The sequence below is a fragment of the Lysobacter niastensis genome (genome assembly GCF_015453285.1).
Lineage (GTDB): Bacteria > Pseudomonadota > Gammaproteobacteria > Xanthomonadales > Xanthomonadaceae > Lysobacter_J > Lysobacter_J niastensis.
Map to the genome: position 1 here is coordinate 83,783 of NZ_JADLZT010000007.1, position 24,230 is coordinate 108,012.

Here is a 24,230-nt window from a genome sequence, read left to right on the forward strand (position 1 = left end):
GCGCGCCTCCGCCATTGGACAACCTAGATGTCTGTCAGATGCGCGATGGCCGCGGTCTGCGCTTCGCGCTGGTTGTCGTCGAATGGCGTGACGGTCACCCGCGTGACGGTGCCGGCATCGAGGCAGCGCACGTTGACGTCGATCCCATCCGGATGCGATCGCGGCACGTAGAAGCTCTTGATGCCACAGTGGCGGCAGAAGCGATGCTTGGCCGCTCCGGTGTTGAAGGTGTACTCGACCAGGTCACCCTCGCCCGACAGCAGGCGGAAGCGCGTGGCCGGCACGATCAGGTGCAGGAAGCCGCTCATGCGGCAGATCGAGCAGTTGCAGTCGAGTGCTTCGATCTCGGCCGGAGCATCGACTTCGAAGCGGACGCGGCGGCAATGGCAGCCGCCACTATGGGTGATGACAGGGGCGTCGGGCGTGTTCACCCGCCAAGCTTAATGCTTGCCGCCGCTGCCTTGGCTGTTGCCGTTCTTGTTCTTGCCTTGCCCCTTGCCTTGCGCCGGCTTGCCCTTCGATTGCGCGCCAGCCTGCGCCGCCTTCTGCTTGTCCGCGCCCTTGGCTCGGCCGGGGAAGTCACGCTGGAGGTCGGAATCGATGGTGATCGGACGCGCCCAACGGTCGTAGGTCGGCACGAAGCCTTTCTTCAGACGGTGGAACTCCGCCGAGCCCGGTTTGATGCCGAGGCTGCGGGCGACAGCGCCCCAGCCCTGCTCGTGGTCGCGCTCCCACACTTCGACGACATAACGGCATGGGCGCCCCATTACCGACGCCATGGCACAGGCGTAGTAGATGTCGCCCGGCGCCCAGTGGCGGTTGAGCAGCAGGTCGGTGACCAGATCACGCGGGGCGCCGTAGTAGCGCACCATTTCGTCGACGAACGGATCGCGGTAACGCGAACCGTAGCGATTCATGTCGCCGAGCCAGGTGTCGACCCAGGCGTCGCCGCTGCGCGGGTCCCAGCCAAAGGTATAGTCCTGCGCCGATGCGGTGCCGAACCCCAGCAGGGTGGCCATGGCGGCTGCCAGCGTCATCAGGCGGGTCTTGGACTTGGGTTGCATCGGAATCGTCTCCATGGGCGGTCGCCTGCTCGCGGCGCCGTGGAATGCTCGTGCTTCGCCGGTGAATCCGCTCTGAAATTCCGGGCGCTGGCCGATTCCCCTTCGGTTTCAGTTTAACTGCCATCGCGTCCGTGCGCGCCTTCACCGGCTTCCCGGAAACGAAATGGCGCACACGGCCAAGCTGTGCGCGCCATGCTTGCAGCTACTGGCCGATGTCAATCGTCGTCGGTGTGCCAGCGTCGGCTATCCCAGTAACGATCGCCGTACTCGAACGAGTCCTTGTAACGGTAATGGCGGTCGTCCCGGTCGTAGCCGTAGTAGCGGCGATCGTAGCGGGAGTCGTAATACTCGACTTTGCACTTGCCGTGCTTGTTGCAGTTGGCATACCGGCGCGGTGCATTGCGGTAGTAGCCATAGGCGTTGCCGTACGGCGCTCCGGCGCGGTAGTAGCGCGGCACCGTCCGGTAGTAGGTCGGGCGGCCGTAGCGGTCGTGCACGACAACCAGACGGTTGCCGTAGCCGTAATCGTTGCCATAGCGGTAGTACGGATAGCCGCTGTGGTAGATCACGTCCGCGACGTCGACGATCACGCGGACCAGATCGTCGCCGTCGTCAGCGCGCGCCGGAGCGGGCGACAAGCCGGCCACGCCGAGCCCGGCAGCAAGCACAACCGGTGCGACCCAGCGGGACAGGACAGTGGACATGGTGGTTCTCCTGGTTCACCTGAGAGCCGCCTGCCACCCCGACAGGTTCCTGGTCTCTCAGGTGTCGGCGATGACGATGAGGCCGACTCGGTGAACCATTTTTTAATGCGGCCCGTGCACCGCGAAAACGCTCAGCCGGCGTTGGGTTTGCCGCCCTCAGGCCTCGCGAGCGGCCAGTTCCCGGACCGCCGCAGGCAGTGCGTGCGCCCCGTCCACCCGGCGCAGCCTCGGCGCATCGTCGGCCAGGTCCGTCTCTTCTTCGTGGGCCCAGGTCGTGTGGTACGGCATGTGGATGCCCCAGCCGCCCAGCTCCAGCACGGGTGCGATGTCCGAACGCAGCGAGTTGCCGATCATCACGAAGCGCTCCGGCGCCAGGTCGAACTCGCCGAGCACGCGCGAGTAGGTCGAGGCGTCCTTCTCGCTGACGATCTCGATGCGGCGGAACAGATCCGCCAGCCCGCATTGCCTGACCTTCGCCTCCTGGTGGAACAAATCGCCCTTGGTGATCAGCACGATGGCGTAGTCGGCGGCAATGGCCGCCACCGCTTCCGGAATTCCAGGAAGCAGTTCCACCGGATGCCGCAGCAGCTCCTTGCCCAGCCCGACGATGCGGTGCAGGTCGCCGGCACTGACGCGCGACTGGGTGATGTCGACGGCGGCTTCGACCATCGACAGCACCATGCCCTTCACGCCGTAGCCGAAGAGCGCGATGTTGCCCTTCTCCACTTCATAGAGGCGGTCGAGCACGCGCGCGTCGCGCAGGTCGACGTAATGGCCGACGATGCGCTCGAACTCGCGCTGGGCCTCATCGAAGTAATCCTGGCTGCGCCAGAGCGTGTCGTCGGCGTCGAAGCCGACCAGTTCAAACTTTGCCATGCGCCTAGTATCGCCTCTCCGAGCTGCGGCCTGAAGCCGGAACGCTGCTTTCGACCGACGCAGCAAGAAAAAGGGGCGGCCCATTGGGCCGCCCCTGCATCGTGGGGGGAGGAAGGCAGCTGAGGCTACCGCGCGGTGGTCATCCGCCGGCCGGGTTGCCCTTGGTGGCCTGGACCTTGGCGACGTAGTTCTTGTACTCGTCGGTAGTCAGCGCGCCATCGGCGTTGCCGTCGGCCTGGTCGAACACCTTGCCCAGTGCCGGGACCGCGGCGGCCTCGGTCTTGGTGAGCTTGCCGTCCTTGTCGAGATCGACATCGGACCAGCTCTTCTTCTGCGGCGTTGCGGCGGGCGTCTCAGCCGGAGCAGCAGTCTGCGGTGCGGCAGGGTCGGCCGACTGCGCGAAGGCAAGCGGCGCCGTCAGCGACGCGAGTACAGCGAACACACCGATCATGGATTTGCGCGAAGACGTGAACTGGCTCATGCGTGTACTCCGGAATGGAAAGTAGTGGCGCGTGTCGGTTTCGAATGCACGACCTCGACCGCACGACCGCACCATGCCGATGCAGGCATGAACGCGAACACGTCGCTGGCAACGGGAGTAACGCCGCTTTAACCACGCACGCTTCGATTGCGGATAGCAGACCACCCGGAATCGCGCCGGATCACAGCCACAGCGTGATGCGCGCAGCACTTCGCGATGACCGCGCGAGTGAACGCAACACAACCTTCACGAATGCGCCATCGCAACAGCCCACGTGGATGCCTAGGCCTCGTCCTCGCGAGCGACGTCGACAGAAGGCATCCCTTCGTCGTCGACATCGAGCATCACCACGATCGGCCTGCAGCAGACCTGGCAATCCTCGACATAGCGCTGCCCGCCGCCCGACACGTCGACCTCGAGATCGATGCTCTCGCCGCAGTACGGGCACACGACAGTGGCGAACGGCAGCATCGCAAGGCCTACGCTATTGCGGCTTGGCAGGAGGCAGCGGCACATCCGCTGCCACCACGAGCAGCAGGTCGACCGGCTCGCCCGGGTTATGGCTGCGCAGGCGCAGGTTTTCTCCGTCGTACCCGAGGATTTCGGTACGGTAGGGGCGCCCCTCCTCGATCAGCGTCAGGTTGCCCTGCTCGAAGCGCCACTCGCCGTACAGCGGAGTGCCGTGGGCCGACGCGATCACCAGCGTGCCGTTGGCCAGGAACGCATAGGTAGTGCCCGGCTCGACCGCGGTGGATTCCTTGACGCGCCAGACCCGGTCGGCGAACAGGGACCGGTCCACGCTAGGGGCCGCAGGCGTCGTAGCAGGCGTCGGCGCAGGCGATGACGAGTCTGCCGGGGCAGTTTGGGCTGCGGGCGCCGGAGCGCCTGCCGCAGGTGTCGCCTGATCGTTCTCGTGGCCCTTGCATGCAGACAACGCCAGCACGACGACCATGAGCGCAACGGGGTTTCGATTCATCGGCGATCTCCATGTCCGCGACGGCCGCACCTTAACACCTGGCGCCATGCACATCGTTGCAGCGTCTTCACCATCACGCGCCAGTAACCCGCGCGGCGCAAAGCTGCCCGAACACCGGCCGGGCCCGATGCGATGCCGACCGGCAACGACCTCCCGGTTGGCCAGGAGACAGACGATGAAAGTCCGCCACGTGTTCAGCACGCCCGACATCGACACCGCCCGCAAGGTGATGGAGGCCGCGGAGCGTGGGGGAATCAAAAGTGGCGACATCCTGCTGGCGGCGCGTTCGGACATCGAGCTGGACGAGCTCCCCAACGAGCACAAGGAAGCAGACACCGACCTGATACCCGCTGCCCTACGCGGTGCCGGGTACGGCGGCGCAGCCGGCCTGCTGGCCGGGCTCGCGGCGATCGTGCTGACGCCGATCGGCCTCACACTGGCCGGAGCCGCGGCGGCCGCAGTTGCGGGTGCAGTGGTGGGCTGCTGGGCTTCGGCGCTGGTGGGCTCTTCGCTGCCCGACCCGATCCGGCGCAAGTTCGACGCCGAGATCCACGCCGGACGGATCCTGGTCGTCATCGACGCCGAGAAGGAAGAACTGGACGCGATCGAACCGGACCTGCTCAGCGCCGGTGCGTCCCTGCTGCCCTACGAACAGACCACGGTGCTCGTGCGCTGAGCAGCGCCGTTACGGTTTGTCCACGCCCTGCGACTGGACGTGATATTCGGCATCGGTGACGAACCCGTCGCTGTTCGCATCCAGGCTCGCGAAGCGCGTGCTGAAGCCCGCATCGGCGCGGCTCTCGGTCGCGCTGATCCGGCCGTCCTGGTCGCGATCCAACTGCATCCACAGCGTAGAGCCCGCCGCGGGTTCAGGTGAGGACGCCACGGCCTGAGATAGCGCTGGAGGCGGACGCGAACTCATCGGATCCTCGTTGCCCTGAACCGGCGTAGGCAGGCCATCGCGCGCATGGTCGATCGGGTCGGCGGCCTGCTCCGTCACCGGCGGTGGCGCGGTTTGCGGCGCTCCGCGTTCGACCGAACGGGTCGCTTCGGTCTGCTGCGTGCTCTGCTGCGCGTGCAGCCGCGGCGGCACGGCAAGCAGCAGCGGGATCAGCAGCCACTGGATCGGGGACAGGCCTTCCGACGCATGCAGTGGTTGGCAACGTGTCTGGATGCGGATTGGGGTCTTCATGTCTGGCTCCGCGGGCACTTGCCCGTACTACCTCAGAAGCATCGAACCGGACGGCTGTATAGGCGACAACGCAGGCGCAGCTAACGACGCCTTCATTCCATCGTGTCCGCGGCGTATCGATTCCGCCTATTCAGGCGCCAGAAAGTGGCCAGCGGATGCTGCCCTGCGGCATGTCCCTGCGCTGCTACGGAGCCGCGCGGCCGCGCGCCGGCCGCCGCCCGAGTGCATCGCGATAGCGCTCATGCAGCACCTGCACCTTGGCGACGTAGGCCTGGGTTTCCGCATAGGGCGGCACACCGCCGTAACGGGTCACCGCACCGATGCCGGCGTTGTAGGCCGCCGCCGCCAGCATCAGGTCGCCGCCGTATCGGCGCAGCAGCAGCTTCAGATGCCGCGCGCCCGCACTGATCGACTGCTCCGAGGAGAATGGATCGGTGACGCCGTATTCGCGGCTCGTTTGCGGCATCAACTGCATCACGCCCTGCGCGCCTTTCGGCGACACGGCGGCGGAATCGAATCCGCTTTCGGCATGTGCGATCGCGCGCAACCAGGCATCGTCCACACCGGTCGCCTTGGCGGCGGCGCGGAACTGCGTGGGATACCGGTCCAACTGTGGACGCCCGATGCGTCCCAGCCCCGGATGCGCCGGCTCGCCCGGCGGCGTCTTCACGGTGAAGGCCAGCACCTTCACTGAACCAGGCAGCTTGCGGGTGCTGTAGACCGTGCGTCCGTCCTGTTGCCGCTCGTACAACGTGCCGTTGACCACGCCCATCGCACCCCACAGATTGGGCAGCTTCACCGCGTTATCGTCGATCTCGCGCGCGGCGCATTGTGACCCGGGCTCCGGCGCAGTGGCGAGGCTGACGGTGCCATCGCGCACGCAGCGATACACGGTTCGTGCGTCCGCGTCGAAGGCGACTACGGCGATCGGCAGCACGAGCAATGCCGCTGCACGGGCCGCCCAACGGGAGGAATGGCGGGTACGGAGCATCCGCCGATTCTAGGCCGCGGATTCGGTCGCAATCGCTAACGCTGCGTGAATCCGCTGCGTGTGTTCGATGAATGCGCAGTCATTTCACCGGCACGTCGAATGCGGTTTCCGGCGCCGGCTCCATCTGGAACGTGTAATGCCACCATTCCAACGGATAGTTGCGGAATCCGTGCCGCTCCATCGCATCGCGCAGTGCTCCGCGATTCGCCCTTTGCCGATCATCCGTGCCGGGCGCGTCGGTATGCGCACGCTCATCGAAGAAGTCGAACTCGGTTCCCATGTCCACCGGAACGCAGGTCCGTCCTTGCATGTCGCATTGCATCAGCGTCAGGTCGACGGTGGCGCCACGGCTGTGTCCGGAACGATCGGCGATGTAGTCGGGGACGAGCGCGGACTTGTCGACATTCGGGTAGTAGCGCGGCTTGCTGCGCTGGTCGTCGAGGTCGTGCGCCCAGGCCATGAAGTGCTGCACGGCACGCACCGGCCGATAGCAGTCGAACACACGTAGCCGCATGTGGTGCGTGCGTAGATCCGCCTCGACGGCAGCCAGCGCGCGCGCCGCTTCGACGAGCAGGTAGCAGCGTGGTGCCTCGTAGCCGTCGACAGGCGCGCCGACGAAGTTGTTGGACCCCGCATAGCGGATGTCGAGATCGATACCGGGCGTCAGCCGCTGCACGTCGACCAGGCCCGTGCCGGCCAGGCCATCGGCCACCGGCTCACCGGGAGCGGCCGCGATGGATGCGCAGGCGGCCGCGAACAATGCCGCGGCGCAACCGGCGGTGCCGCTAGTTGCAGCGGCCCGTGCGAGTGAACGCCAGATCTTCATAGTCGTAGCTGAAGTCCGCCTCGGGATCGACCTTGGACATGTTGAGCGACACCGTCTGGCCATGGCTTGCGAAATCGAGCCACGCCTCGGCATCCACGCTGGCGTCGTCCCAGTCGACCAGCCAACGTCCACCGACGTTCTGCACGACGCCGCTCAGCATCGGCGACTTGAGTGATGTGAAGCGCACGTGCCCGCTATTACCCGGACAGACGCTGACCTCGCCGAACCAGGGGTCGCGATAGTGACCCAGCCACGGCCGCATCGCTTCGATGGCCGCCACCGCGCGCGCGGACGTGTCCGGCGCGCGCTTTGCGGGTGGCGTGTCGGCCCGCTCGCGATCCAGGTCGCGCGCATAGTCGGCGACCTTGCGCGCGTCGGCCGGGGCGGTGAAGTGCTTCACCAGCACCTGCGTCAGCACCGTGCGCGCCTCCTCTGCCTCGCCGTTGGCCATGATCACGAATCCGACGTGCTTGTCCGGCAACAAGGTGACGGCCGAGTACATGCCCATGAGCGTGCCGGTGTGGGCAACCTTGAACGTGCCGTCGACATCGCTGAGCCGCCAACCATAGCCGTAGGCGCTGTAGTGGGCGTTGTCCCAGCGGCGCTGCCGGTCCGAAAGCGGCATCGGCATCTGCGCGGACCACAGCGCGCGTCGCTGATCACGCGACAGCCAGGACGACTGCGCGGGCTCCTCACGCAGCCACGCCTGCACCCAGGCCAGCATGTCGTCGAGGCTGCAGCGCACCCCGCCCGCGGCCGCCATCGTGGTGGCTGGGATCACCTCGCCGTCGGCGCGCACGGGCACGTTGTTGTCGCCCTGGCGCATGTGCGGCTGGGCGACGTTGCCGACTTCGTCGCGGTTCCATTGGCCGACCCGGCAGCGCTTCATGCCAAGCGGCTCGAAGACTTCGCGCTGCAGCAGCGTCTCATAGGACGCGCCGCCCGCGGCGGCGGCGACTTCGCCGGCCACGATGTAGAGCAGGTTGTCGTAGGCATAGCGCGACCGGAAGCTGTACAGCGGCTTCAGATAGGCCAGGCCATGGATGATGTCGTCGCGCGCGAACGCGTTAGGCTCCGGCCACAGCATCAGGTCGCCGGCACCGGCACGCAGCCCGCTGTTGTGGATCAGCAGGTCTCGCACCTGCATCTCCTGCGATACCCACGCGTCATGCATCCGGAACTGCGGAAGGTGGCGAACGACCGGATCGTCCCAGCGCAGCTTGCCCTGGTCGACCAGCCGCGCGAGCAGCGCCGTGGTCATGGCCTTGGTGTTGGATGCGACCTTGAACAACGTGTCCGCATCGATCTTCTCGCCGCTGCCGGCAACGCGTTCGCCGCTGGTGCGCATGTAGGTGACGCGACCGTCCTCGACGATGCCCACCGCCAGTCCCGGCAGGCGATAGCGCGCCACCGCATCCTCGAACGCAGTGTCGATCGTCGCCATCGAAGGCGACGCCGCCATGGCCGGCGCCATCATCAGCGCACAGGCCACACCAAACATCCAATGTCGCGGCTTCATGCGGTCTCCCAGGCCTCCGCCATGCACTCGCCGGCAATCATCTCCTCGAACGTCTGCCGGCGTCGAATCACCGCATGCCGGCCGCGGTCGAGCAGCACTTCGGGCGTGAGTGGCCGGGAATTGTAGGTGGACGACATGGATGCGCCGTACGCGCCGGCGTTGGTGATCATCAGCAGGTCGCCCGCCTCGCACTCCGGCATCAGGCGATCGACACCGAACGTGTCGCTGCTCTCGCAGACCGGCCCGACCACGTCGTAGCGCACTTCCCTCATCTGCTTCCCGTGCAGAGGCACGATCTCGTGCCAGGCTTCGTACATCGCCGGGCGCAGCAGGTCGTTCATCGCCGCGTCCACCACCAGGAAGGTACGGTTGGCGGCTGCCTTGACGCGGATCGCCCGCGTCAGCAGCACACCCGCCTCCGCCACCAGCCAACGTCCAGGCTCGAGTATCAGCGTGCCTGGAAAATCGGTGAATACTTCTTTCAACACGGCGCCGTAGGATTCCACGGCAATGGGCCGGTCGTGTCCGGTGCGATACGTCACGCCGAGACCGCCGCCCACATCGATCGTCCGCAACCGATGGCCAGCCGCGGCCAGTTCGCGCGCGAAGTCGGCCATGCATTGCATGGCCCGGCGGAATGGCTCCAGGCTCAGAATCTGGGAGCCGATGTGCGCATGCAGGCCGTTGAGCCGGACATCCGGCAACGCCTCGCGCAGGGAGAACCATTCCCGCGCCTCCTCGATGCTGACGCCGAACTTGTTCTCCTGCTTGCCGGTGGAGATCTTCTCGTGCGTCCCGGCGTCGACGTCCGGGTTGATCCGCACTGCCGCATGAGCGGTCACGCCCAGCCGGCCGGCCACCTGTTGAAGCAGAAACAGCTCGTCACGCGATTCCACATTGAACTTCCAGACGCCCGCCTGCAGCGCCTCGACGATCTCGGCTTCGGTCTTGCCTACGCCGGAGAACACGATGCGGCTGGCCTCGATTCCGGCCCGCAGACTGCGCCGCAGTTCGCCGGCCGAGACGATGTCCGCGCCGACACCATGCCGGGCCATCAATTGCAGCACGGCCGTGTTGGAGTTCGCCTTGACCGCATAGCAGATGCGGGCGTCCAGGCCCTCGAGCGTGTCCTGCAGCGCTGCGATGCGTTGCCGGATCGCGCTGGCCGAGTATGCGTAAAACGGCGTCGGCATCTGCGCCGCCAGCGCCTGCAGGTCGACGCCATCGAAAAAGTGGTGCGAAACCGTCATCTGGTTGTCCGTTAAGCGAGCACGCCGCCCTTCGGCGGCGTGCTCTGGTTACTACGTGCCGGTCAGAACTGCCAGCTGACCACCAACTGCGCGTAGCGCGGCGACTGCCAACGGGTACCTGTGTTGAAGGTGTTGGCGAGCGTCGACGGCGCCCCGTTCCACATCGGTTCGCCGTTGCGGTAATCGCCCGGCTGACCTTCGTAGCGCGCGTGGATGTTGACCGTCTCCTGGTTGTTGGTCAGGTTGAAGACCGAGAAGCGCACCTTCAGGTCGACGCCCTCCACCGGCAACGTCCACGTCACGTTCGCACCCAGTTCCCAGGTCCACGGCAATTCGCCGAAGGCGCCGCGGGGCGAGTACTCGTACACGCGGTCCGCGTACGTGTAGGGGCGGCCGGTGGCCGGATTGTTGCCGGTACATTTGTCAACGCAGATCCAGCCCGAACCGCCGCCGCTGGCCTCGTTGGTGAACGAGCCGGCTCCCAGAGTGTCGTTCGGCCAGGTCGTGCCGAAGGCGGTGATCGGGCCGCCCGACAGCACCTGCAGGTTGGCGCCGACGGTCCACTGCTCGCTGAGGGCGTAGCTGCCACGGAACTTGAACTGGTGACGGTGATCGTTGAACAGGACGCCGTAACGCTCATTGGCGGCCGGGTGGTCCCAGTGCTGGACGATGCCGGTGTCGCCATAGCCGGTGTCCGAGTTCACCGGGCCTTCGAAGTTGCCCTCGGACTTGGACCACAGGTACGAGGCGTTGAACGCCCACTTGCCGTCCCATGCACGATCGATCTGGAACTCCAGCGCCTTGTAGGTGCGCTCGGGGTCGGAATAGCCGATCACCTCGTTGCTGCCGCCCTTGCGATAGCCATCCTTCGAGGTGTCGATGGTGATCCAGCCCGGTGTAGCGCAACCCATGCTGGCGTCACCCCAGATCGTCAGCGACTCGCCCGGGTTGCCGATCGGGAACAGCGTGGCCGTGGGGCCGCAAGGCGTGTGGTTGATGCGGATGTCGTCGAGCGCACGTTCCACGCGTCGATACGTGCCGTTGACTCCCCACGACCAGGCGTCGTTGAGCATGGCCTGGTAGCCGAGGAGCATCTCATCCTGGTACACGGCCTCGAGGTCGCGGTCGACGCTCTTGCGCAGGTCCGCAGTACTGAGGTTCAGACGGTCGTCCACCGGACCGATCTGGGCGCCGAGGATCGGAGCCGAGTACGGCGCGCCGGTGACCGGGTTGGCCTGCTGGTTCCAGCCGTTCAGGACGTAGTAGGTGTACTCGTCGATCAGGCCGCCGGCGATGGTCGCGTTGACGTTGTTCGTGACCGGCATGTAGTAGCGGCCAAGGTTGCCGTACACCTTCGTGGTGCCGTCGCCCTTGACGTCCCAGGAGAAGCCGCCGCGCGGCGCGACCATGTCGTCCTTGATGAAGCTGTTGCCTCCGGCATCGCGGTTGTCGAACTGGTCCCAGCGCAGGCCCAGGGTCAGCAGGAAGTTCGGGGTGACGTTCCAGACGTCTTCCACGTAGAACGCGGTGGCCTCGGTTTCGAACACGCCGCCCTGGCTGCGGCGGCGTCCGCGTATCACTTCGGTCACGCCCGCCGGCACCGCGACGTCTTCCCACAGCAACTGACCCGGCCTCACGCCGAGGGCGGTGTAGATCTTCCCTTCCGGTCCCGGGTAGAAGTTCGTCTGGTCCGTCGTCATCAGTTCGCGGTCAAATCCGAACCGCAGCAGGTGTTCGCCGAGGGTCCATTCGAAGTCCAGGCGCGAGGCCTCGCGCTCGTCGTCACGTTCGATGACCGCGTTGCCGGTCGGGTGGCAGCCCACCACCGGGCGCCCCAGGGCGATCCAGCGCGCGTTGTAGCTGCTGTCGATGGTCACGCGGCTGCACTGCTCGTCCAACTGCGAGCGCGTGAAGCTGCTGCGGTTGTTGATGCCGTACATGGCCTTGGCCACGAAGTTCTCGGCCAGCCAGCCGGTGTAGGTGACCGACCAGTTGTCGCCACCGCTGTCGGCGAAACTGTCGCCCTGCGAGAGGCCGACATCACTGGTCGCGAAGTTGTAGTTATAGGTAGTCAGCTTCGCGTCGCCCGCGTCCGAGAACGCGAGCACTTCAAGCAAGTGGTTGTCCGAGATCCGCCAGTCCAGCTTCGTGCCCCAGAAACCATCCGAAGCGTAGCTGTCCGTCCACTGGTTGCCGAGGTTGTTGGTGTAGCCCTTGTCGTTCTGGCGCTGCTCGTACATGGCGAACATGAACAAGCGATCCTTTACCAGCGGGCCGGACGCCCACACGTTGGCCTTGGTGAACTGCTGCGTGTCGTGGCTGGCGTACGCGTGCACCGAGCCGTCCGGGTGGAAGTGGTCGTCGGCGCTGGAGCGCATCGCCGCCGGCTCGAAGGTGACCTCGACGCCGCCCTCGAGCTCGTTGCTGCCCGAACGCGTGACCGTGTTGATCACGCCACCGGTGCTGCGGCCGAACTCCACGGAGTAGCCGCCGGTCTTGACCTGGAACTCCTTGTAGAAGGCGAACGGTGCGGTCGAGAAGCCTTGGCGGGTGTAGAAGTCGGTGACGTTGAGGCCGTTGATGTAGACCGCGTTCTCGGCAACCGAGGCGCCGCCGAAGCTCAGGCCGCCGAACGAGGCGTTGCCCACGTTCACGCCCGGCGCCAGCTCCGCGACCGACTCCAGGTTCTGGTCGACCGGCAGGCGCGCAATCTCTTCACGGGTGACGTTGGTGGCCGATTCGGTGGAACGCACGTCCACGCGGTTGACCACCGCCTGGCCCACCACCTGCACCGACTCCAGGTTGACGACATTGCCCGCGGCGCCGAGGTTGACCGTGGTGGTGCCGCCCAGCGCGACATTGACCGCGACCCCGCTGCCCACGTCCTGCCCATCGCGCACGACCTGCAGGCTGTAATCGCCTACCGGCAACTGCGCCAGGCGGTAGCTGCCGTCGGCATCGACCGTGATGTTGCGGGTCATGCCGGTGGCGGTGTTCGTCAACACGATCCGGTCACCTGCCGTGGCACGACCGGCCACCGCACCTGTCGCACTCTGCGCCATCACGGGCGACATGGCGCCGATACACGCACCCAACGCAATGCAGAGCGCCGCTCTGCGCAGAACCGCCTTCCTCATTCCTCTCCCCTTTTTGTCGAACAGTCGTTATGTCCGCGAATCTTCGTTCGCGGCTCTTATTGCAGTACTTGTGCTTCGAATCCGTAGTCCCACTGGTCGAAGTAGAGGTTGCCCCCTGCCCACTCCACTTCGCCGCGTTGCGAATCCACCGTTTCCGAGCGGAAATGGCGTTTGGCCGGCACCAGGTCCGTGCCGTAGTCGTCGTTGAAGGCAATGCGATAGGCGTCGAGTCCGCCCAGGTAGAACCACTCGATGGACGGATCCTTCGCGTCCTTGAACTGGCCGGTGGTGACGTCCATCGGCACCCATCCGTAGGGCGCGAGGTAGAACCAGCCCCAGTCGTGCAGGTTGTCGTACTTGCCGTCGGAATAGACCATGCCCGACTGCCAGCGCGTCGGAATGCCATTGAGCCGCAGCAGCGTCATCAGCAGCAGCGTCTGCTGGCCGCAGTCGGCGTGACCGGCATGCAGCGCGTAGTCGCTGATGTTGGTCAGTGTCGAGTATTCGCGCGCGCCGGCCCACGGAATGCGATCGACGGCGGCGTAGAGCTTCTGCGCGATGCGATACGGATTGGTCTCGTCGCCGACGACCTCGCGTGAGAAGCGGCGGATGTCGTCGCTGAAGACGATGTGCGGCGCACGCTCGCCCAGGTACGGCGCCAGGTCCGGACGGCGGCCCAGCGCGGTGACCTTGGCGGGATCGATGCGGTTCACCTGGCCGAACACGGTCAAGTCGTAGGTGATCGAGAACTCGGTCGGCTTGCCGGCCTGCGCCGGCTTCTCCAGGTACACGGTGCGCTGCAGCGTGGATTCGGGCGCGATCTGGTGCCGCGCCGGCACGCTGTCGGCGAATCGGATGTTTTCCTGCTGCCCGGGCAGCGCGCGCGGATACGGGATCCACGCCCTCACCGTCTCGCCCGCCGGCACGGCATCGGCGTTGACGACGATCGACTGGGTCACGCGCACGCGCCGCGGTGCGACGCTGCTCTTCCCGCTTTCCTGCGCGTCGCGCACGGCTTCAGCGTGATAGGCGTTGGCACTCTCCATCGGGCCGTCGTTGCGGACGATGGGCTTGCTCAGGCGCGTCGCCGCTTCGGGACTGATGCGGAACAGGTTCGAGACCGAGCGATTGAAGTAGTACGGCTGGCCATCGATGACGAGATGTTCGAGCTGGTTGGAGCGCTTCCACCCGGCGAACTCATCGTCGCGCAGGTCGGGAATGCGTTCGCGCAGCTTCTGCCTGGCCTCGGCCTCGGTCAGCGGGAAGTCCAGGCGGATGCGGCGCATCCGTTCGCGTTCGAACTGCAGGGCCCGGGTCGTATCGGCGTCGATGTCGGCGGCGGCCAGCGCGGCATCGATCCGCTCTTCTGCGCCACGGAAGTCCCCGGCATCGACCTGGGCCTCGACCTCGGCCTGTATCGGAGCCCCCCCGACAGCGCGCGCGTCGCCCGTCAGGCAGTACGACGCGACCAATAAAAAGGCGCCCGCGGTGGCACCCCAGCCGCGGGCAAGGGGTTTTGCAGAACCGTGCGGATGTTCGATGCCGTCCACGCGCCGCCACCACCTCGGAGCCCAGTCACGGCTGTGTAACATGGTGTTAACGGATTGGTCAATAATTTATTCTTGACAAATCACAATCCTGAAGTATGTATTCCTTAGGCGGCCAGCCCGTCGCTCGGCGCAAGGGGAAACAATGATCCAGTCGGTCTGGCCATACCTGGCGGTAGTGCTGCTGGCGGCCGGCCTGTTCCCCTCGCTGGAGAAGCGCTACGGCTGGCGCGTGTTCTCGGTACTGCCGCCGATCGTGCTGACCTACCTCTTCGTGACCGCGCTCGCGGTGGGCGGCGTGTGGCGGACCACGCCCGACATCGAGGCCGCGCAGAAGGCGCTGATCACGCAACTGCTGCCAGCGCTTCTTTTCCTGTTGATGGTCGGCTGCGACCTGCGCGCGATCCTGCGCCTGGGTCCGCGCATGCTCGCCGTGTTCGCTTGCGCAATGGCCAGCATCTTGGCCGCGATAGTGATTGCCTACCTGATGTTCCGTCATGCGCTGCCGGCCGACGGCTGGAAGATGCTGGCGGCATTGAGCGCGACCTGGACCGGCGGTTCGGCCAACCTGGTGGCGGTGAAGCAGTCGATCGGCCTGCCTGACAACCTGTTGCCGCCGGTGCTGCTGGCCGACGCGCTGTGCTACTCGCTGTGGGTCGTCGTGCTGTTCTCGGCGGTCCGCTTTGCGCCGACGTTCAATCGCTGGACCCGTGCCGACAGCCGGCCCCTGCCCGTCGCGGCCGCACCACAGGCCACGGGCAGCGCCAGTGCCGGCGGCGCGCTGCTTTGGCTAGGGATCGCACTGCTGGTCGGCAACGGCGCCGCCGCAATTGCGGCGATGCTGCCCGCCAACGGCTTCCTCACCACCACGGCATGGACGGTGCTGATCGCCACCGCGGCCGGGCTGATCCTGGCACGCACGCCGCTGGCCGCCTCGCCGGTGCCGTCGCCGCTGGCAGGCGCGCTGCTCGCCTGCCTCGTCGCGACGCTGGCCTCGCAGAGCAATTTCGCCGGCATGGCGGCGGCGCCGCTGTTCGTGCTGGTCGGCGCGACGGTGCTGCTCCTGCACATCGCGCTGTTCGTCATGGCCGCGCGTTTGTTCCGCTTCGACCTGTTCCTGTGCGGCATCTCCTCGCTCGCACAGATCGGCGGCGTGGCGACCGCGCCGGTGCTGGCCGCGACCTATTCGCGTGCCCTGGTGCCCGCCGCGGTTCTGCTGGCGATGCTGGGCCTGGTGCTGGGCACGGGCATCGGATTGTTCATGGCCGGCGTGCTGTCCGGCCTTTCTCCTGCTGCAGGCTGATCATGCGACTGCTCGTACCCGTCACCGCCGCCCTGCTGTTCGTCGCGCTGCAACCGCTGCAGGCGCGCGAAGCCCCGGCGCACCCGTCCAACATCCCGGCCAGCGGCATCATCGGCGTCGACGACGCCATGCTCGATCCGGCCTTCTGGGTGCGGCGCCTGCCCGATGCCGACCGAGTCGTGCTCGATCGCGATGCGATCGCCGCGCAGAACGAACGGCTTCGCCGCCAGGACCGCAGCATCCACGACCTCGACGCGCTGCCGGCCACGCTGGAACGCAAACGCGTCGCCGGATGGATCGAGGGTTTGTCGAAGCGGCCGTCCAAGCCGCTCTACGACGAACAGGGCAAGCCGGTGCCTGCGGCCACGCTCGACGACATCGTCGCCGGCATCAACCTCGGCGCAATTCCGGCCCAGCAGAGCACGCGCCATGGCCTGGTCGTGCACCGCGCCGACCTGCGCACGTTTCCGACGCGGCTGCGCGTGTTCTCCTCCAGCGGCGACCACGATATCGACCGCTTCCAGGAAAGCGGTCTTTTCCCGGGCGATGCGGTCGTGATCGCGCACGAAAGCCGCGACGGACAATGGTGGTTCGTGGTCAGCTCGCGTTACGCGGCGTGGGTCGAGAAGCGCCACGTTGCTGAAGGCACGGCGGAGCAGGTAGCGGGCTACGCACGCAAGGCGCCGTACCGCATCGTCACCGGCGCCACCGCGCACACGCTGTACACGCCGGAGGAGCCGGGCGTGTCCGAAGTGCAGCTCGACATGGGCGTGCGCGTGCCGGTACTGGCGGACTGGCCGGCCGACAAGCCGGTCAACGGGCAGCATCCCTACACCTCGCATGTGATCGAACTGCCGGTGCGCAACGCCGATGGTTCCCTGCGCTTCGCCCCGGCATTGCTGCCGCGGCGCGAGGCCAGCGCCGACCAGTACCTGGACCTGAGCCAGCGCCACCTCATCGAGCAGGGCTTCCGCTTCCTCGGCGAACGCTATGGCTGGGGCCACAGCTACAACGGGCGCGACTGCAGCGGCTTCGTGTCCGAGGTCTACCGCAGCATGGGCGTCGAACTGCCGCGCAACACCAGCGACCAGGCGGTGAGCCCGGCGCTCAACCGCATCGCACTGGGTGAGCACGACAGCCGGGAGCGCAGGCAGGCGGTCGCTCGCGAACTGCAGGTCGGCGACCTGGTCTACATCCCCGGCCACGTGATGATGGTCATCGGCCAGGTAGACGGCGCGCCTTACGTCATCCACGACACCACCGGGCTGAGCTATCTCGGCCGCGACGGTCGCATGGCCCGCGCCAAGACCAACGGCGTGACCGTGTCGCCGCTGCTGCCGCTGATGTTCAACGCCACCCAGACCTACATCGATCGCGCTACCAACATCCAGCGCATCCGGCCCTGAGCCTCATCTCTCCTTCCACCCCCCAACTTTCCAGACCTCGCACTGCATGAAAATCACCGATATCCGTTTCGGCATGATCCGCGTCCCCCTGAAGACGCCGTTCAAGACGGCGCTGCGCACGGTCGACACGGTCGAAGACATCGTCGTGTCGGTGCACACCGACACCGGCCATGTCGGCTATGGCGAGGCGGCCGCCACGGCGGTGATCACCGGCGACACCCATGGCTCGATCATCGAGGCGATCCGCAGGTACATCGCCCCGCGCCTGGTCGGCCAGGAAATCGCCGACCTCAACCGCATCACCCAGCTGATCCAGTCAGCGCTGGAGAAGAACACCAGCGCCAAAGCCGCCGTCGAAATCGCCGTCTACGACTTGTGGGGCCAGCTCTATGGCGCGCCGCTGTACCAGATGCTGGGCGGCGGTGACCCGGTCATCACCACCGACATCACCATCAGCGTCGACTACATCGACAAGATGGTCTCCGACTCGCTCAGCGCGGTGGACCGCGGCTTCGAGTCGCTGAAGATCAAGGTCGGCAAGGACATCGGCGTCGACATCGAGCGGGTCAAGGCGATCTACGCTGCCGTCGAGGGGCGCGCCCTGCTGCGCCTGGACGCCAACCAGGGCTGGACCGCCAAGCAGGCGGTGTACGCGATACAACAACTGGAGGACGCCGGAGTGCGGCTGGAACTGGTCGAGCAGCCGGTCAAGGCGCATGACCTGGATGGCATGAAGTACGTCACCGAGCGCGTGCACACGCCGATCATGGCCGACGAAAGCATCTTCGGCCCGACCGAGGTCATCGACCTGATCCGCATGCGCGCTGCCGACATCATCAACATCAAGCTGATGAAGACCGGCGGCATCTCGAACGCGATCCGCATCGCCGACATCGCCGCGCTGTACGGCATCGAGTGCATGATCGGCTGCATGATCGAGACCAGCATCAGCGTCGCCGCCGCCGTCCATGTCGCCGTGGCCAAGGCCAACGTCATCAACAAGGTGGACCTGGACGGGCCGTCGCTGTGCGCGTTCAACCCGGTCGACGGCGGCGTGATCTTCAACGAGTCGGAGATCTCCGTCACCGACGCGCCGGGCCTGGGCATCCGCGAGATCCGCGGCCTGGAACTGCTGACGGCCGCCTGAGCCACGGAGCCGCCCCCACGTCATGTCGCCACTGCTGAAAATCCGGGCCGAACGAGACCAGATGTCCGCCATCGAGCGCCGCATCGCCGACTTCCTGCTGGACAACGCCCACCTGCTGCGCGACTACTCCTCGCAGCAGTTGGCCAACGCGCTCGGCATCAGCCAGTCCAGCGTCGTGAAGTTCAGCCAGAAGCTCGGCTTCAAGGGCTACCCGGACCTGAAGTACTCGATCGGCGAGGCAGTCGCGCGCGGCAACGGCGGCGACGAGGGCGGTGTGGTCGCAGCCGCCGCCGAGGACCCCCGCACCGCGCAGGCCGAGCAGCTCTGGCAGCTGAAGGCGCAGGCCGAGGCGGAAACCCGGCTGATCAATCCCACCGACCGCATCGATGCGATCGCCTCGGCGCTGCAGCAGGCCGGCAAGGTGTACATCATCGGCCTCGGCGAGGACGGCATCCCGGCGCGCGCGTTCGCGACGCGGCTGTCGATGCTGGGGATAGTGACTGTCCACTACGTCGACGCCATCCTGATGCAGGCCGGCGTTTCCAGCGCCGCGCCCGGCGACGTACTGCTGGTGTTCTCCGAACACGGACGCCAGCCGGAGCTTTGCCAGATCGGACGCCGCTTCCGCGAGCGCTCGGGCAAGGTCGTCACGGTGACGCGGCACACGCCCAATCCGTTGCGCGCCTACGCGGACGCCTCGCTGCTCGTGTCGGCGCATGACGGCCGCAGGCACATCGAACCGCTGCTGTACCAGTCGGCGCTGCAGCATCTGCTCGACCTGATCTATGTGCTGCTGTGCGATGGCAATGAAGGCCGCCGCCGCCAGTTCGACCTCAATCTCGAGCTCATGCACGACCTGCTCGACAGCTGACGACCCGCATGCGCGCCCTTCTCCGTAGCACCCTGCTGACCCTGCCACTGCTGGCGCTCGCCGCCTGTGCCACCGTCACGTCGCCTTCGCCGGCGAAGGGCTGGGACGATGCGCGGCAGCTCGTTCTCGTCACCACCGACGGCTGGGATGCCACGACCGGACGGATGCGCCGCTTCGAGCGCGATGGCGATGCCTGGCGCGAAGTCGGCAGCGCAGCACCGGTCAGCGTCGGCCGCAACGGCAGCGCGTGGGGCACCGGATTGCATCCATCGCAGGGCAGCGAACCGCAGAAGCGCGAGGGCGACGGACGGGCTCCCGCCGGCGTGTTCGCGATCGGCACCGCGTTCGGCTATGCCGGCAACGCGGATACGACCATGCCCTATGAGGCCATGACCGCCGCCGACTACTGCATCGACGTCAATGCCTCGCCGCTCTACAACCGCATCGTCGACGCCGGCGACGTCGGCCAGGCCGCGGTCGAGGGCTCGACCGAGCCGATGCGCCGCGACCTGCACGCGGGAGGCGACCAGCGCTACCGGCTGGGATTCGTCATCGAACACAACCCGCTCAACCAGCCGGGCGGCGGCAGTTGCATCTTCGCCCACCTGTGGAAGGCGCCGGGCGAGCCGACCGCCGGGTGCACCGCGATGGCCGATCCGGCGATGGAACAGCTGCTTGCCTGGCTGCGCCCGGAACGCCACCCCGTGTTCGTGCTGCTGCCCCAGGCGGAATACCTGCGCCTGCAACACAGCTGGCGCCTGCCGGCGCCATGATCCACGCTCACCCTCTCACTTCTCCTGACGATTGAACGCATGCCGACCCTGTCGATGACCACGCGTGTCCTGCTGGCGCTGATCGCCGGCGCCGTAGCCGGCCTGCTGTTGGTCGCGATTGCGCCAGGCCCGGCCGACACCGCTGCCTCGGTGATGCAGCCGATCGGGCGCCTATGGCTCAACGCATTGCAGATGACGGTCGTGCCGCTGGTGGTGTCGCTGGTCGTGATCGGCGTGACCTCGGCCAGTGACGCCGCCTCATCCGGACGCACTGCGCGGCGCGCCATGGTGGTCTTCATCGTGCTGCTCAGCGCGGGCGCCGCATTCACCGCCATCGCCGCACCGGCCCTGCTCTCGCTGGTGCCGCGCGACGACGCACTGGTGCAGTCGTTCCGCGCCGCAACCGCCGTCCCGCACGCACCCGCCACGCCGCCGGCGCTCGCCGACTGGTTCACCGCGATCATTCCCAGCAACGTCGTCGCCGCAGCGGCGGCCAGCGCGATGCTGCCGCTGGTGGTGTTCGCGCTGTTCTTCGGCTTCGCCTTGACCCGCATCGAAGCGAGCCGCCGCGAGCGCGTGGTCGAGCTGTTCCAAGCCATCGCCGATGCGATGATCGTGATCGTGCGCTGGCTGTTGTGGATCGCGCCGCTGGGCGTGTTCGCGCTGATGTTCGCAGTCTGCGCGCGGGTCGGCGTCGGCATGCTCGGCGCATTCGGTTACTACATCGCGCTGCAGTGCGTGCTGTACATCTCGGTCACGCTGATGCTGTACCTGGTCGCGCGCGCCTCCGGCACGCCGCTGCGGCGTTTCGCGGCCGGCGTGCTGCCGGCCCAGACGATTGCCGCGAGCACCCAGTCCTCGCTGGCCTCGCTGCCCGCGATGGTCGACAGCGCGCGGGTGCGTTTGGGCTACCCGCTGGAGATCGCCTCGCTGGTGCTGCCGATGGCGGTGTCGCTGTTCCGCATCACCAGCCCGGTGCAGTACATCGGCGTGACCGCGTTCGTGGCGTGGATCTACGGCATCGACCTCAGTGCCGCGCAACTCGCCGGCTGCGCCGCGCTCGCCGTGGTGATCAGCCTGGGTTCGGTCGGTTTGCCGGGGCAGGTGAGCTTCATGGCCACCAACATGCCGGTGGTGCAGGCGGCCGGTCTGCCGGTGGAACCCCTGGGCCTGCTGCTCGCCGTCGACACCATTCCCGACGTGTTCGCGACGGTCGGCAACGTCACCGCCGACCTCACGGCAACCGGCGTGGTGGCCGGACGCGAAGCCGCGGAACATGCGCCGCGGCACGACGCGGAACGCGTACAGGACGGCCAGCCCGGTTGATCCGGACAAGCGAAAGGCGGCCGTAGCCGCCTTTCGCACCACACCACTCGAAGTGGCCGCCCTCTGCGGGGCGTCTGATCTGTTGCAGGAGCCTTAGGGAGTCGTGCCCGAATCCGCGGCCGGCGCCGGAGCATCCGCCGGTGCGGCCTGCGCCGCCGGGGCCTCCTCCGCCGGTTTCTGGCTGGCGCATGCCGCCAGTGTCAGCGTGCCCACCACGAGCAGCGCCAGGGTTGCGTTTCGAGCAGTGATCTTCATGAACTCTCTCTCGTATGCGCCCATTGATGGGCCCGCGCACGTTGACGATGACGCGATGAACCCAAGCCCCCGCGCAAAACCGGCGTCGACATGGCTTTAACCACGGCGTGCGTCGAAACGGCTAGCGCCGGGCCAGGACGTGCGAAGCGTCGTACGCGAAGCGCGACAGCACGCACGATTGCGCACTGAACGAAACACAACACGCGATTGCGACACGCTCGTGCGCCCGCGTCACGGCATGGCGGGCTTCACGGCACCGGCGGTGCTTCGATCAGCTGCTGCTGCAGGTCGTACAGCAGCTCCTCGTCGCCGGCCTGCCATTGATCGTCCTCGTTGCCGCGATAGTGGCGATGGAACGCGCGCACCGCAGCGGGACGATCGCGCAGGTCGTAACCGATCAGGCGCAGCGCCGCCCACGGATCGAAACCCGCTGGCGCCGGCGCCAGCGATTCGCGCGGCCACAGCCCGAACCCCGCTTCGGCCAGACGCTGCCAGGGGAACCGCACGCTGGGATCGTTCTTGCGCGGCGGCGCGACGTCGCCGTGACCGATGATCAGATGACGCGGAATATCGAAGCGGTGGGTGATGTCTTCCAGCAGCACCAGCAGCGTCGCGATCTGCGCCTCACTGAAGGGCTCAGCGCCGTCGTTATCCAGCTCGATGCCGATCGAGGCCGAGTTGAGGTCGGAGATGCCGCCCCAGCGCGCCGCGCCGGCGTGCCAGGCGCGCTCGCTATCGGCCACCAGCTGGTAGAGATGGCCGTCGTCGCCGATCAGATAGTGCGAGCTGACCGGCCCGCCCGAGTTGCGGGTCTGCAACGTCAGCAGCGCCGCCGCCGCGCTTTCCATCTCGGTCTGGTGCAGCACGATCAGCTGCGCCCCGCGCTCGTTGCGGTTCGGCGACGGCTGCCAGTCGGCCAGCGGGTTGCGCGCGGCCGGGGGCACGCTGGCGCAGGCGGTCAGCACCGACAGCATGGCGAGCAACAGCAGGCACTTGGTTGACGGTGTCCGCAACATCGGTTCCACCCTGGATGAGCAAGCCCTGGATGAGCAGGGCTTCATTCTTTCACAGCCGCAGGCCTGCCAAACCATGCGCAAGCGGCGACAATGGCCGCAGACGACAGGGGAATCGCCATGCAGCGCCACGCACCCGCCACGGCAGCGACATCCACGCCGCTCCCTCGGGACACCTGGATGGCCCGTGCCGCCCTGCACTGCGCCGCCTGGGCCGAGCGCTGGTTCCCCGATGCCTACGTGTTCGCGGTGCTTGGCGTGGTCGTGGTCGCGGTGGCCGCACTGGCCTTCGGCGCGACGCCGCAGGCGACGGTCACCGCATTCGGCGACGGCTTCTGGAGCCTGATCCCCTTCACGATGCAGATGGTGTTCGTCGTGATCGGCGGCTACGTGGTGGCCACCGCGCCTGTCGTGGCGCGACTGATCGAGGCGCTGGCGCGCGTGCCGCGCAGCGGCCGTGGCGCGATCTGCTTCGTCGCCCTGGTCAGCATGTTGAGCTCGCTGCTCAGCTGGGGCTTCTCGCTGGTGTTCGGCGGCCTGCTGGCGCGCGCGCTCGGCCGACGCGAGGACCTCGACATGGACTATCGCGCCGCCGGCGCCGCGGCCTACCTCGGCCTCGGCGCGGTCTGGGCGATGGGACTGAGCTCGTCCGCCGCGCAATTGCAGGCCAACCCGGCCAGCATGCCGCCCGGGCTGGTGGAGATCACCGGCGTGCTGCCCTTCACCAAGACGATCCTGCTGTGGCAGTCGCTGCTGCTGACCACGGTGCTCATCCTCGTGTCCCTTGCGGTGTGCTGGTGGACGGCGCCGCGCGGCGAATCCGCGCGCAGGGCACGCGAGTTCACCACGGTCGACGCATCCGCGACTCCGGCCTTGCCGCCACGCACGCGGCCCGGCGAGTGGCTGGAGTACAGCCCGTTGCTGACGGTGCTGCTGTCGCTGCTCGCATTCGGCTGGCTTGCGCGCGAGTTCGCCAGCAAGCCGGCGGTCTCCGCGATCGCCAGCCTCAACACCTACAACTTCCTGTTTCTCGCCGTCGGCCTGCTGCTGCACTGGCGGCCGCGCAGCTTCCTCGACGCGGTGACGCGCGCGGTGCCCAGCACCACCGGCGTGCTGATCCAGTTCCCGCTCTACGGCGGCATCGCGATGATGCTGACCGCCGCTGCGGGCGATGGCGGGCAAACGCTGGCCCATCGTCTCTCCAGCGCGTTCGTGCAGGTCGCCTCCGCCGATACGTTCGCCGTCGTGATGGGTGCGTACTCCGCGGTTCTCGGGTTCTTCGTGCCTTCCGGCGGCGGCAAATGGATCATCGAAGCACCCTACGTGATGCAGGCCGCCAACGAGCTCAAGGTGCACCTGGGCTGGGCAGTCCAGGTCTACAACGCCGCCGAGGCGCTGCCGAACCTGGTCAACCCGTTCTGGATGCTGCCACTGCTCGGCGTGCTCGGGCTGAAGGCGCGCGACATCGTCGGCTTCACCTTCATGCAGCTGCTGGTGCACATCCCGCTGGTGCTGGGACTGCTGTGGCTGCTGGGGCTGACCCTGCCCTACGAGCCGCCGGCCATGCCGTGAC

At 67.0% G+C, this 24,230-nt stretch carries 24 protein-coding genes; 8 read left to right on the top strand and 16 right to left on the bottom strand.

What is annotated here, in order from left to right:
* Positions 1 to 23: 23 nt before the first annotated feature.
* From IU514_RS13300 to IU514_RS13330, 7 genes are all read right to left on the bottom strand, one after another.
* Positions 24 to 431 (bottom strand): GFA family protein, encoded by a 408-nt coding sequence (locus IU514_RS13300; protein WP_194931617.1) that lies wholly within the window; start codon positions 429 to 431, stop codon positions 24 to 26.
* Between the two features lie 9 nt (positions 432 to 440).
* The gene (locus IU514_RS13305) at positions 441 to 1,064 is read right to left on the bottom strand and encodes a hypothetical protein (protein WP_194931618.1); all 624 of its coding nucleotides are present in this window, start codon (positions 1,062 to 1,064) and stop codon (positions 441 to 443) included.
* 215 nt (positions 1,065 to 1,279) lie between these two features.
* Positions 1,280 to 1,768 (bottom strand): hypothetical protein, encoded by a 489-nt coding sequence (locus IU514_RS13310; protein WP_194931619.1) that lies wholly within the window; start codon positions 1,766 to 1,768, stop codon positions 1,280 to 1,282.
* Positions 1,769 to 1,924: 156 nt separating this feature from the next.
* Positions 1,925 to 2,644, bottom strand: coding sequence for an HAD family hydrolase (locus IU514_RS13315; protein WP_194931620.1), 720 nt, complete (start codon positions 2,642 to 2,644; stop codon positions 1,925 to 1,927).
* A 139-nt stretch (positions 2,645 to 2,783) separates the two neighbouring features.
* Positions 2,784 to 3,125: an EF-hand domain-containing protein gene (locus IU514_RS13320; RefSeq protein WP_194931621.1), complete on the bottom strand. Its 342-nt coding sequence runs from the start codon at positions 3,123 to 3,125 to the stop codon at positions 2,784 to 2,786.
* Positions 3,126 to 3,407: 282 nt separating this feature from the next.
* Entirely contained in the window at positions 3,408 to 3,596 is a 189-nt protein-coding gene (locus IU514_RS13325) for a CPXCG motif-containing cysteine-rich protein (RefSeq protein WP_194931622.1), read from the bottom strand.
* Between the two features lie 13 nt (positions 3,597 to 3,609).
* Complete coding sequence (locus IU514_RS13330) at positions 3,610 to 3,924, bottom strand: hypothetical protein (RefSeq protein ID WP_194931623.1); 315 nt, start codon at positions 3,922 to 3,924, stop codon at positions 3,610 to 3,612.
* A gap of 352 nt (positions 3,925 to 4,276) precedes the next feature.
* On the opposite strand from IU514_RS13330, the gene IU514_RS13335 reads away from it, so the two are divergent.
* A complete protein-coding gene (locus IU514_RS13335) occupies positions 4,277 to 4,777 on the top strand; it encodes a hypothetical protein (protein ID WP_194931624.1) in 501 nt (166 codons plus the stop codon).
* 9 nt (positions 4,778 to 4,786) lie between these two features.
* On the opposite strand, the gene IU514_RS13340 is transcribed toward IU514_RS13335, so the two are convergent.
* The 7 genes from IU514_RS13340 to IU514_RS13370 form a co-directional block, all read right to left on the bottom strand.
* Entirely contained in the window at positions 4,787 to 5,293 is a 507-nt protein-coding gene (locus IU514_RS13340) for an EF-hand domain-containing protein (RefSeq protein ID WP_194931625.1), read from the bottom strand.
* A gap of 184 nt (positions 5,294 to 5,477) precedes the next feature.
* Positions 5,478 to 6,284 carry a lytic transglycosylase domain-containing protein gene (locus IU514_RS13345; RefSeq protein ID WP_194931626.1) on the bottom strand — a complete coding sequence of 269 codons (807 nt, stop codon included), beginning with the start codon at positions 6,282 to 6,284 and terminating at the stop codon, positions 5,478 to 5,480.
* A 79-nt stretch (positions 6,285 to 6,363) separates the two neighbouring features.
* Positions 6,364 to 7,110, bottom strand: a complete 747-nt coding sequence (locus tag IU514_RS13350; RefSeq protein ID WP_228760723.1) for a M15 family metallopeptidase — start codon at positions 7,108 to 7,110, stop codon at positions 6,364 to 6,366.
* On the bottom strand, positions 7,070 to 8,629 hold the full coding sequence (locus tag IU514_RS13355; protein WP_228760724.1) for a serine hydrolase domain-containing protein: 1,560 nt from the start codon (positions 8,627 to 8,629) through the stop codon (positions 7,070 to 7,072). Before IU514_RS13355 ends, IU514_RS13350 begins: the two co-directional genes overlap by 41 nt.
* Positions 8,626 to 9,879, bottom strand: a complete 1,254-nt coding sequence (gene lysA / locus IU514_RS13360) for a diaminopimelate decarboxylase (RefSeq protein WP_194931628.1) — start codon at positions 9,877 to 9,879, stop codon at positions 8,626 to 8,628. Before lysA ends, IU514_RS13355 begins: the two co-directional genes overlap by 4 nt.
* A gap of 62 nt (positions 9,880 to 9,941) precedes the next feature.
* Complete coding sequence (locus IU514_RS13365; RefSeq protein WP_194931629.1) at positions 9,942 to 13,016, bottom strand: TonB-dependent receptor; 3,075 nt, start codon at positions 13,014 to 13,016, stop codon at positions 9,942 to 9,944.
* Between the two features lie 56 nt (positions 13,017 to 13,072).
* Positions 13,073 to 14,566, bottom strand: coding sequence for a transglutaminase-like domain-containing protein (locus IU514_RS13370; protein WP_386760618.1), 1,494 nt, complete (start codon positions 14,564 to 14,566; stop codon positions 13,073 to 13,075).
* Between the two features lie 142 nt (positions 14,567 to 14,708).
* On the opposite strand from IU514_RS13370, the gene IU514_RS13375 reads away from it, so the two are divergent.
* Genes IU514_RS13375 through IU514_RS13400 form a run of 6 tightly spaced genes read left to right on the top strand, consistent with a single transcriptional unit; the run spans position 14,709 to position 21,389 of the window.
* Entirely contained in the window at positions 14,709 to 15,866 is a 1,158-nt protein-coding gene (locus IU514_RS13375; protein ID WP_194931631.1) for a DUF819 family protein, read from the top strand.
* Between the two features lie 2 nt (positions 15,867 to 15,868).
* Positions 15,869 to 17,272, top strand: a complete 1,404-nt coding sequence (locus tag IU514_RS13380; RefSeq protein WP_194931632.1) for a C40 family peptidase — start codon at positions 15,869 to 15,871, stop codon at positions 17,270 to 17,272.
* A 46-nt stretch (positions 17,273 to 17,318) separates the two neighbouring features.
* The gene (locus IU514_RS13385; protein WP_194931633.1) at positions 17,319 to 18,419 is read left to right on the top strand and encodes a dipeptide epimerase; all 1,101 of its coding nucleotides are present in this window, start codon (positions 17,319 to 17,321) and stop codon (positions 18,417 to 18,419) included.
* Between the two features lie 22 nt (positions 18,420 to 18,441).
* Complete coding sequence (locus tag IU514_RS13390) at positions 18,442 to 19,290, top strand: MurR/RpiR family transcriptional regulator (RefSeq protein ID WP_194931634.1); 849 nt, start codon at positions 18,442 to 18,444, stop codon at positions 19,288 to 19,290.
* Positions 19,291 to 19,298: 8 nt separating this feature from the next.
* A complete protein-coding gene (locus IU514_RS13395) occupies positions 19,299 to 20,063 on the top strand; it encodes a L,D-transpeptidase family protein (protein WP_194931635.1) in 765 nt (254 codons plus the stop codon).
* A gap of 48 nt (positions 20,064 to 20,111) precedes the next feature.
* Positions 20,112 to 21,389, top strand: a complete 1,278-nt coding sequence (locus IU514_RS13400; RefSeq protein ID WP_194931829.1) for a dicarboxylate/amino acid:cation symporter — start codon at positions 20,112 to 20,114, stop codon at positions 21,387 to 21,389.
* A 93-nt stretch (positions 21,390 to 21,482) separates the two neighbouring features.
* On the opposite strand, the gene IU514_RS13405 is transcribed toward IU514_RS13400, so the two are convergent.
* On the bottom strand, positions 21,483 to 21,644 hold the full coding sequence (locus IU514_RS13405) for a hypothetical protein (protein WP_194931636.1): 162 nt from the start codon (positions 21,642 to 21,644) through the stop codon (positions 21,483 to 21,485).
* A 248-nt stretch (positions 21,645 to 21,892) separates the two neighbouring features.
* Positions 21,893 to 22,660, bottom strand: coding sequence for an N-acetylmuramoyl-L-alanine amidase (locus IU514_RS13410; RefSeq protein WP_194931637.1), 768 nt, complete (start codon positions 22,658 to 22,660; stop codon positions 21,893 to 21,895).
* Positions 22,661 to 22,837: 177 nt separating this feature from the next.
* Between IU514_RS13410 and IU514_RS13415 the strand changes: the two genes are divergently transcribed.
* The gene (locus IU514_RS13415; RefSeq protein ID WP_194931638.1) at positions 22,838 to 24,229 is read left to right on the top strand and encodes a short-chain fatty acid transporter; all 1,392 of its coding nucleotides are present in this window, start codon (positions 22,838 to 22,840) and stop codon (positions 24,227 to 24,229) included.
* Position 24,230: the final 1 nt, after the last annotated feature.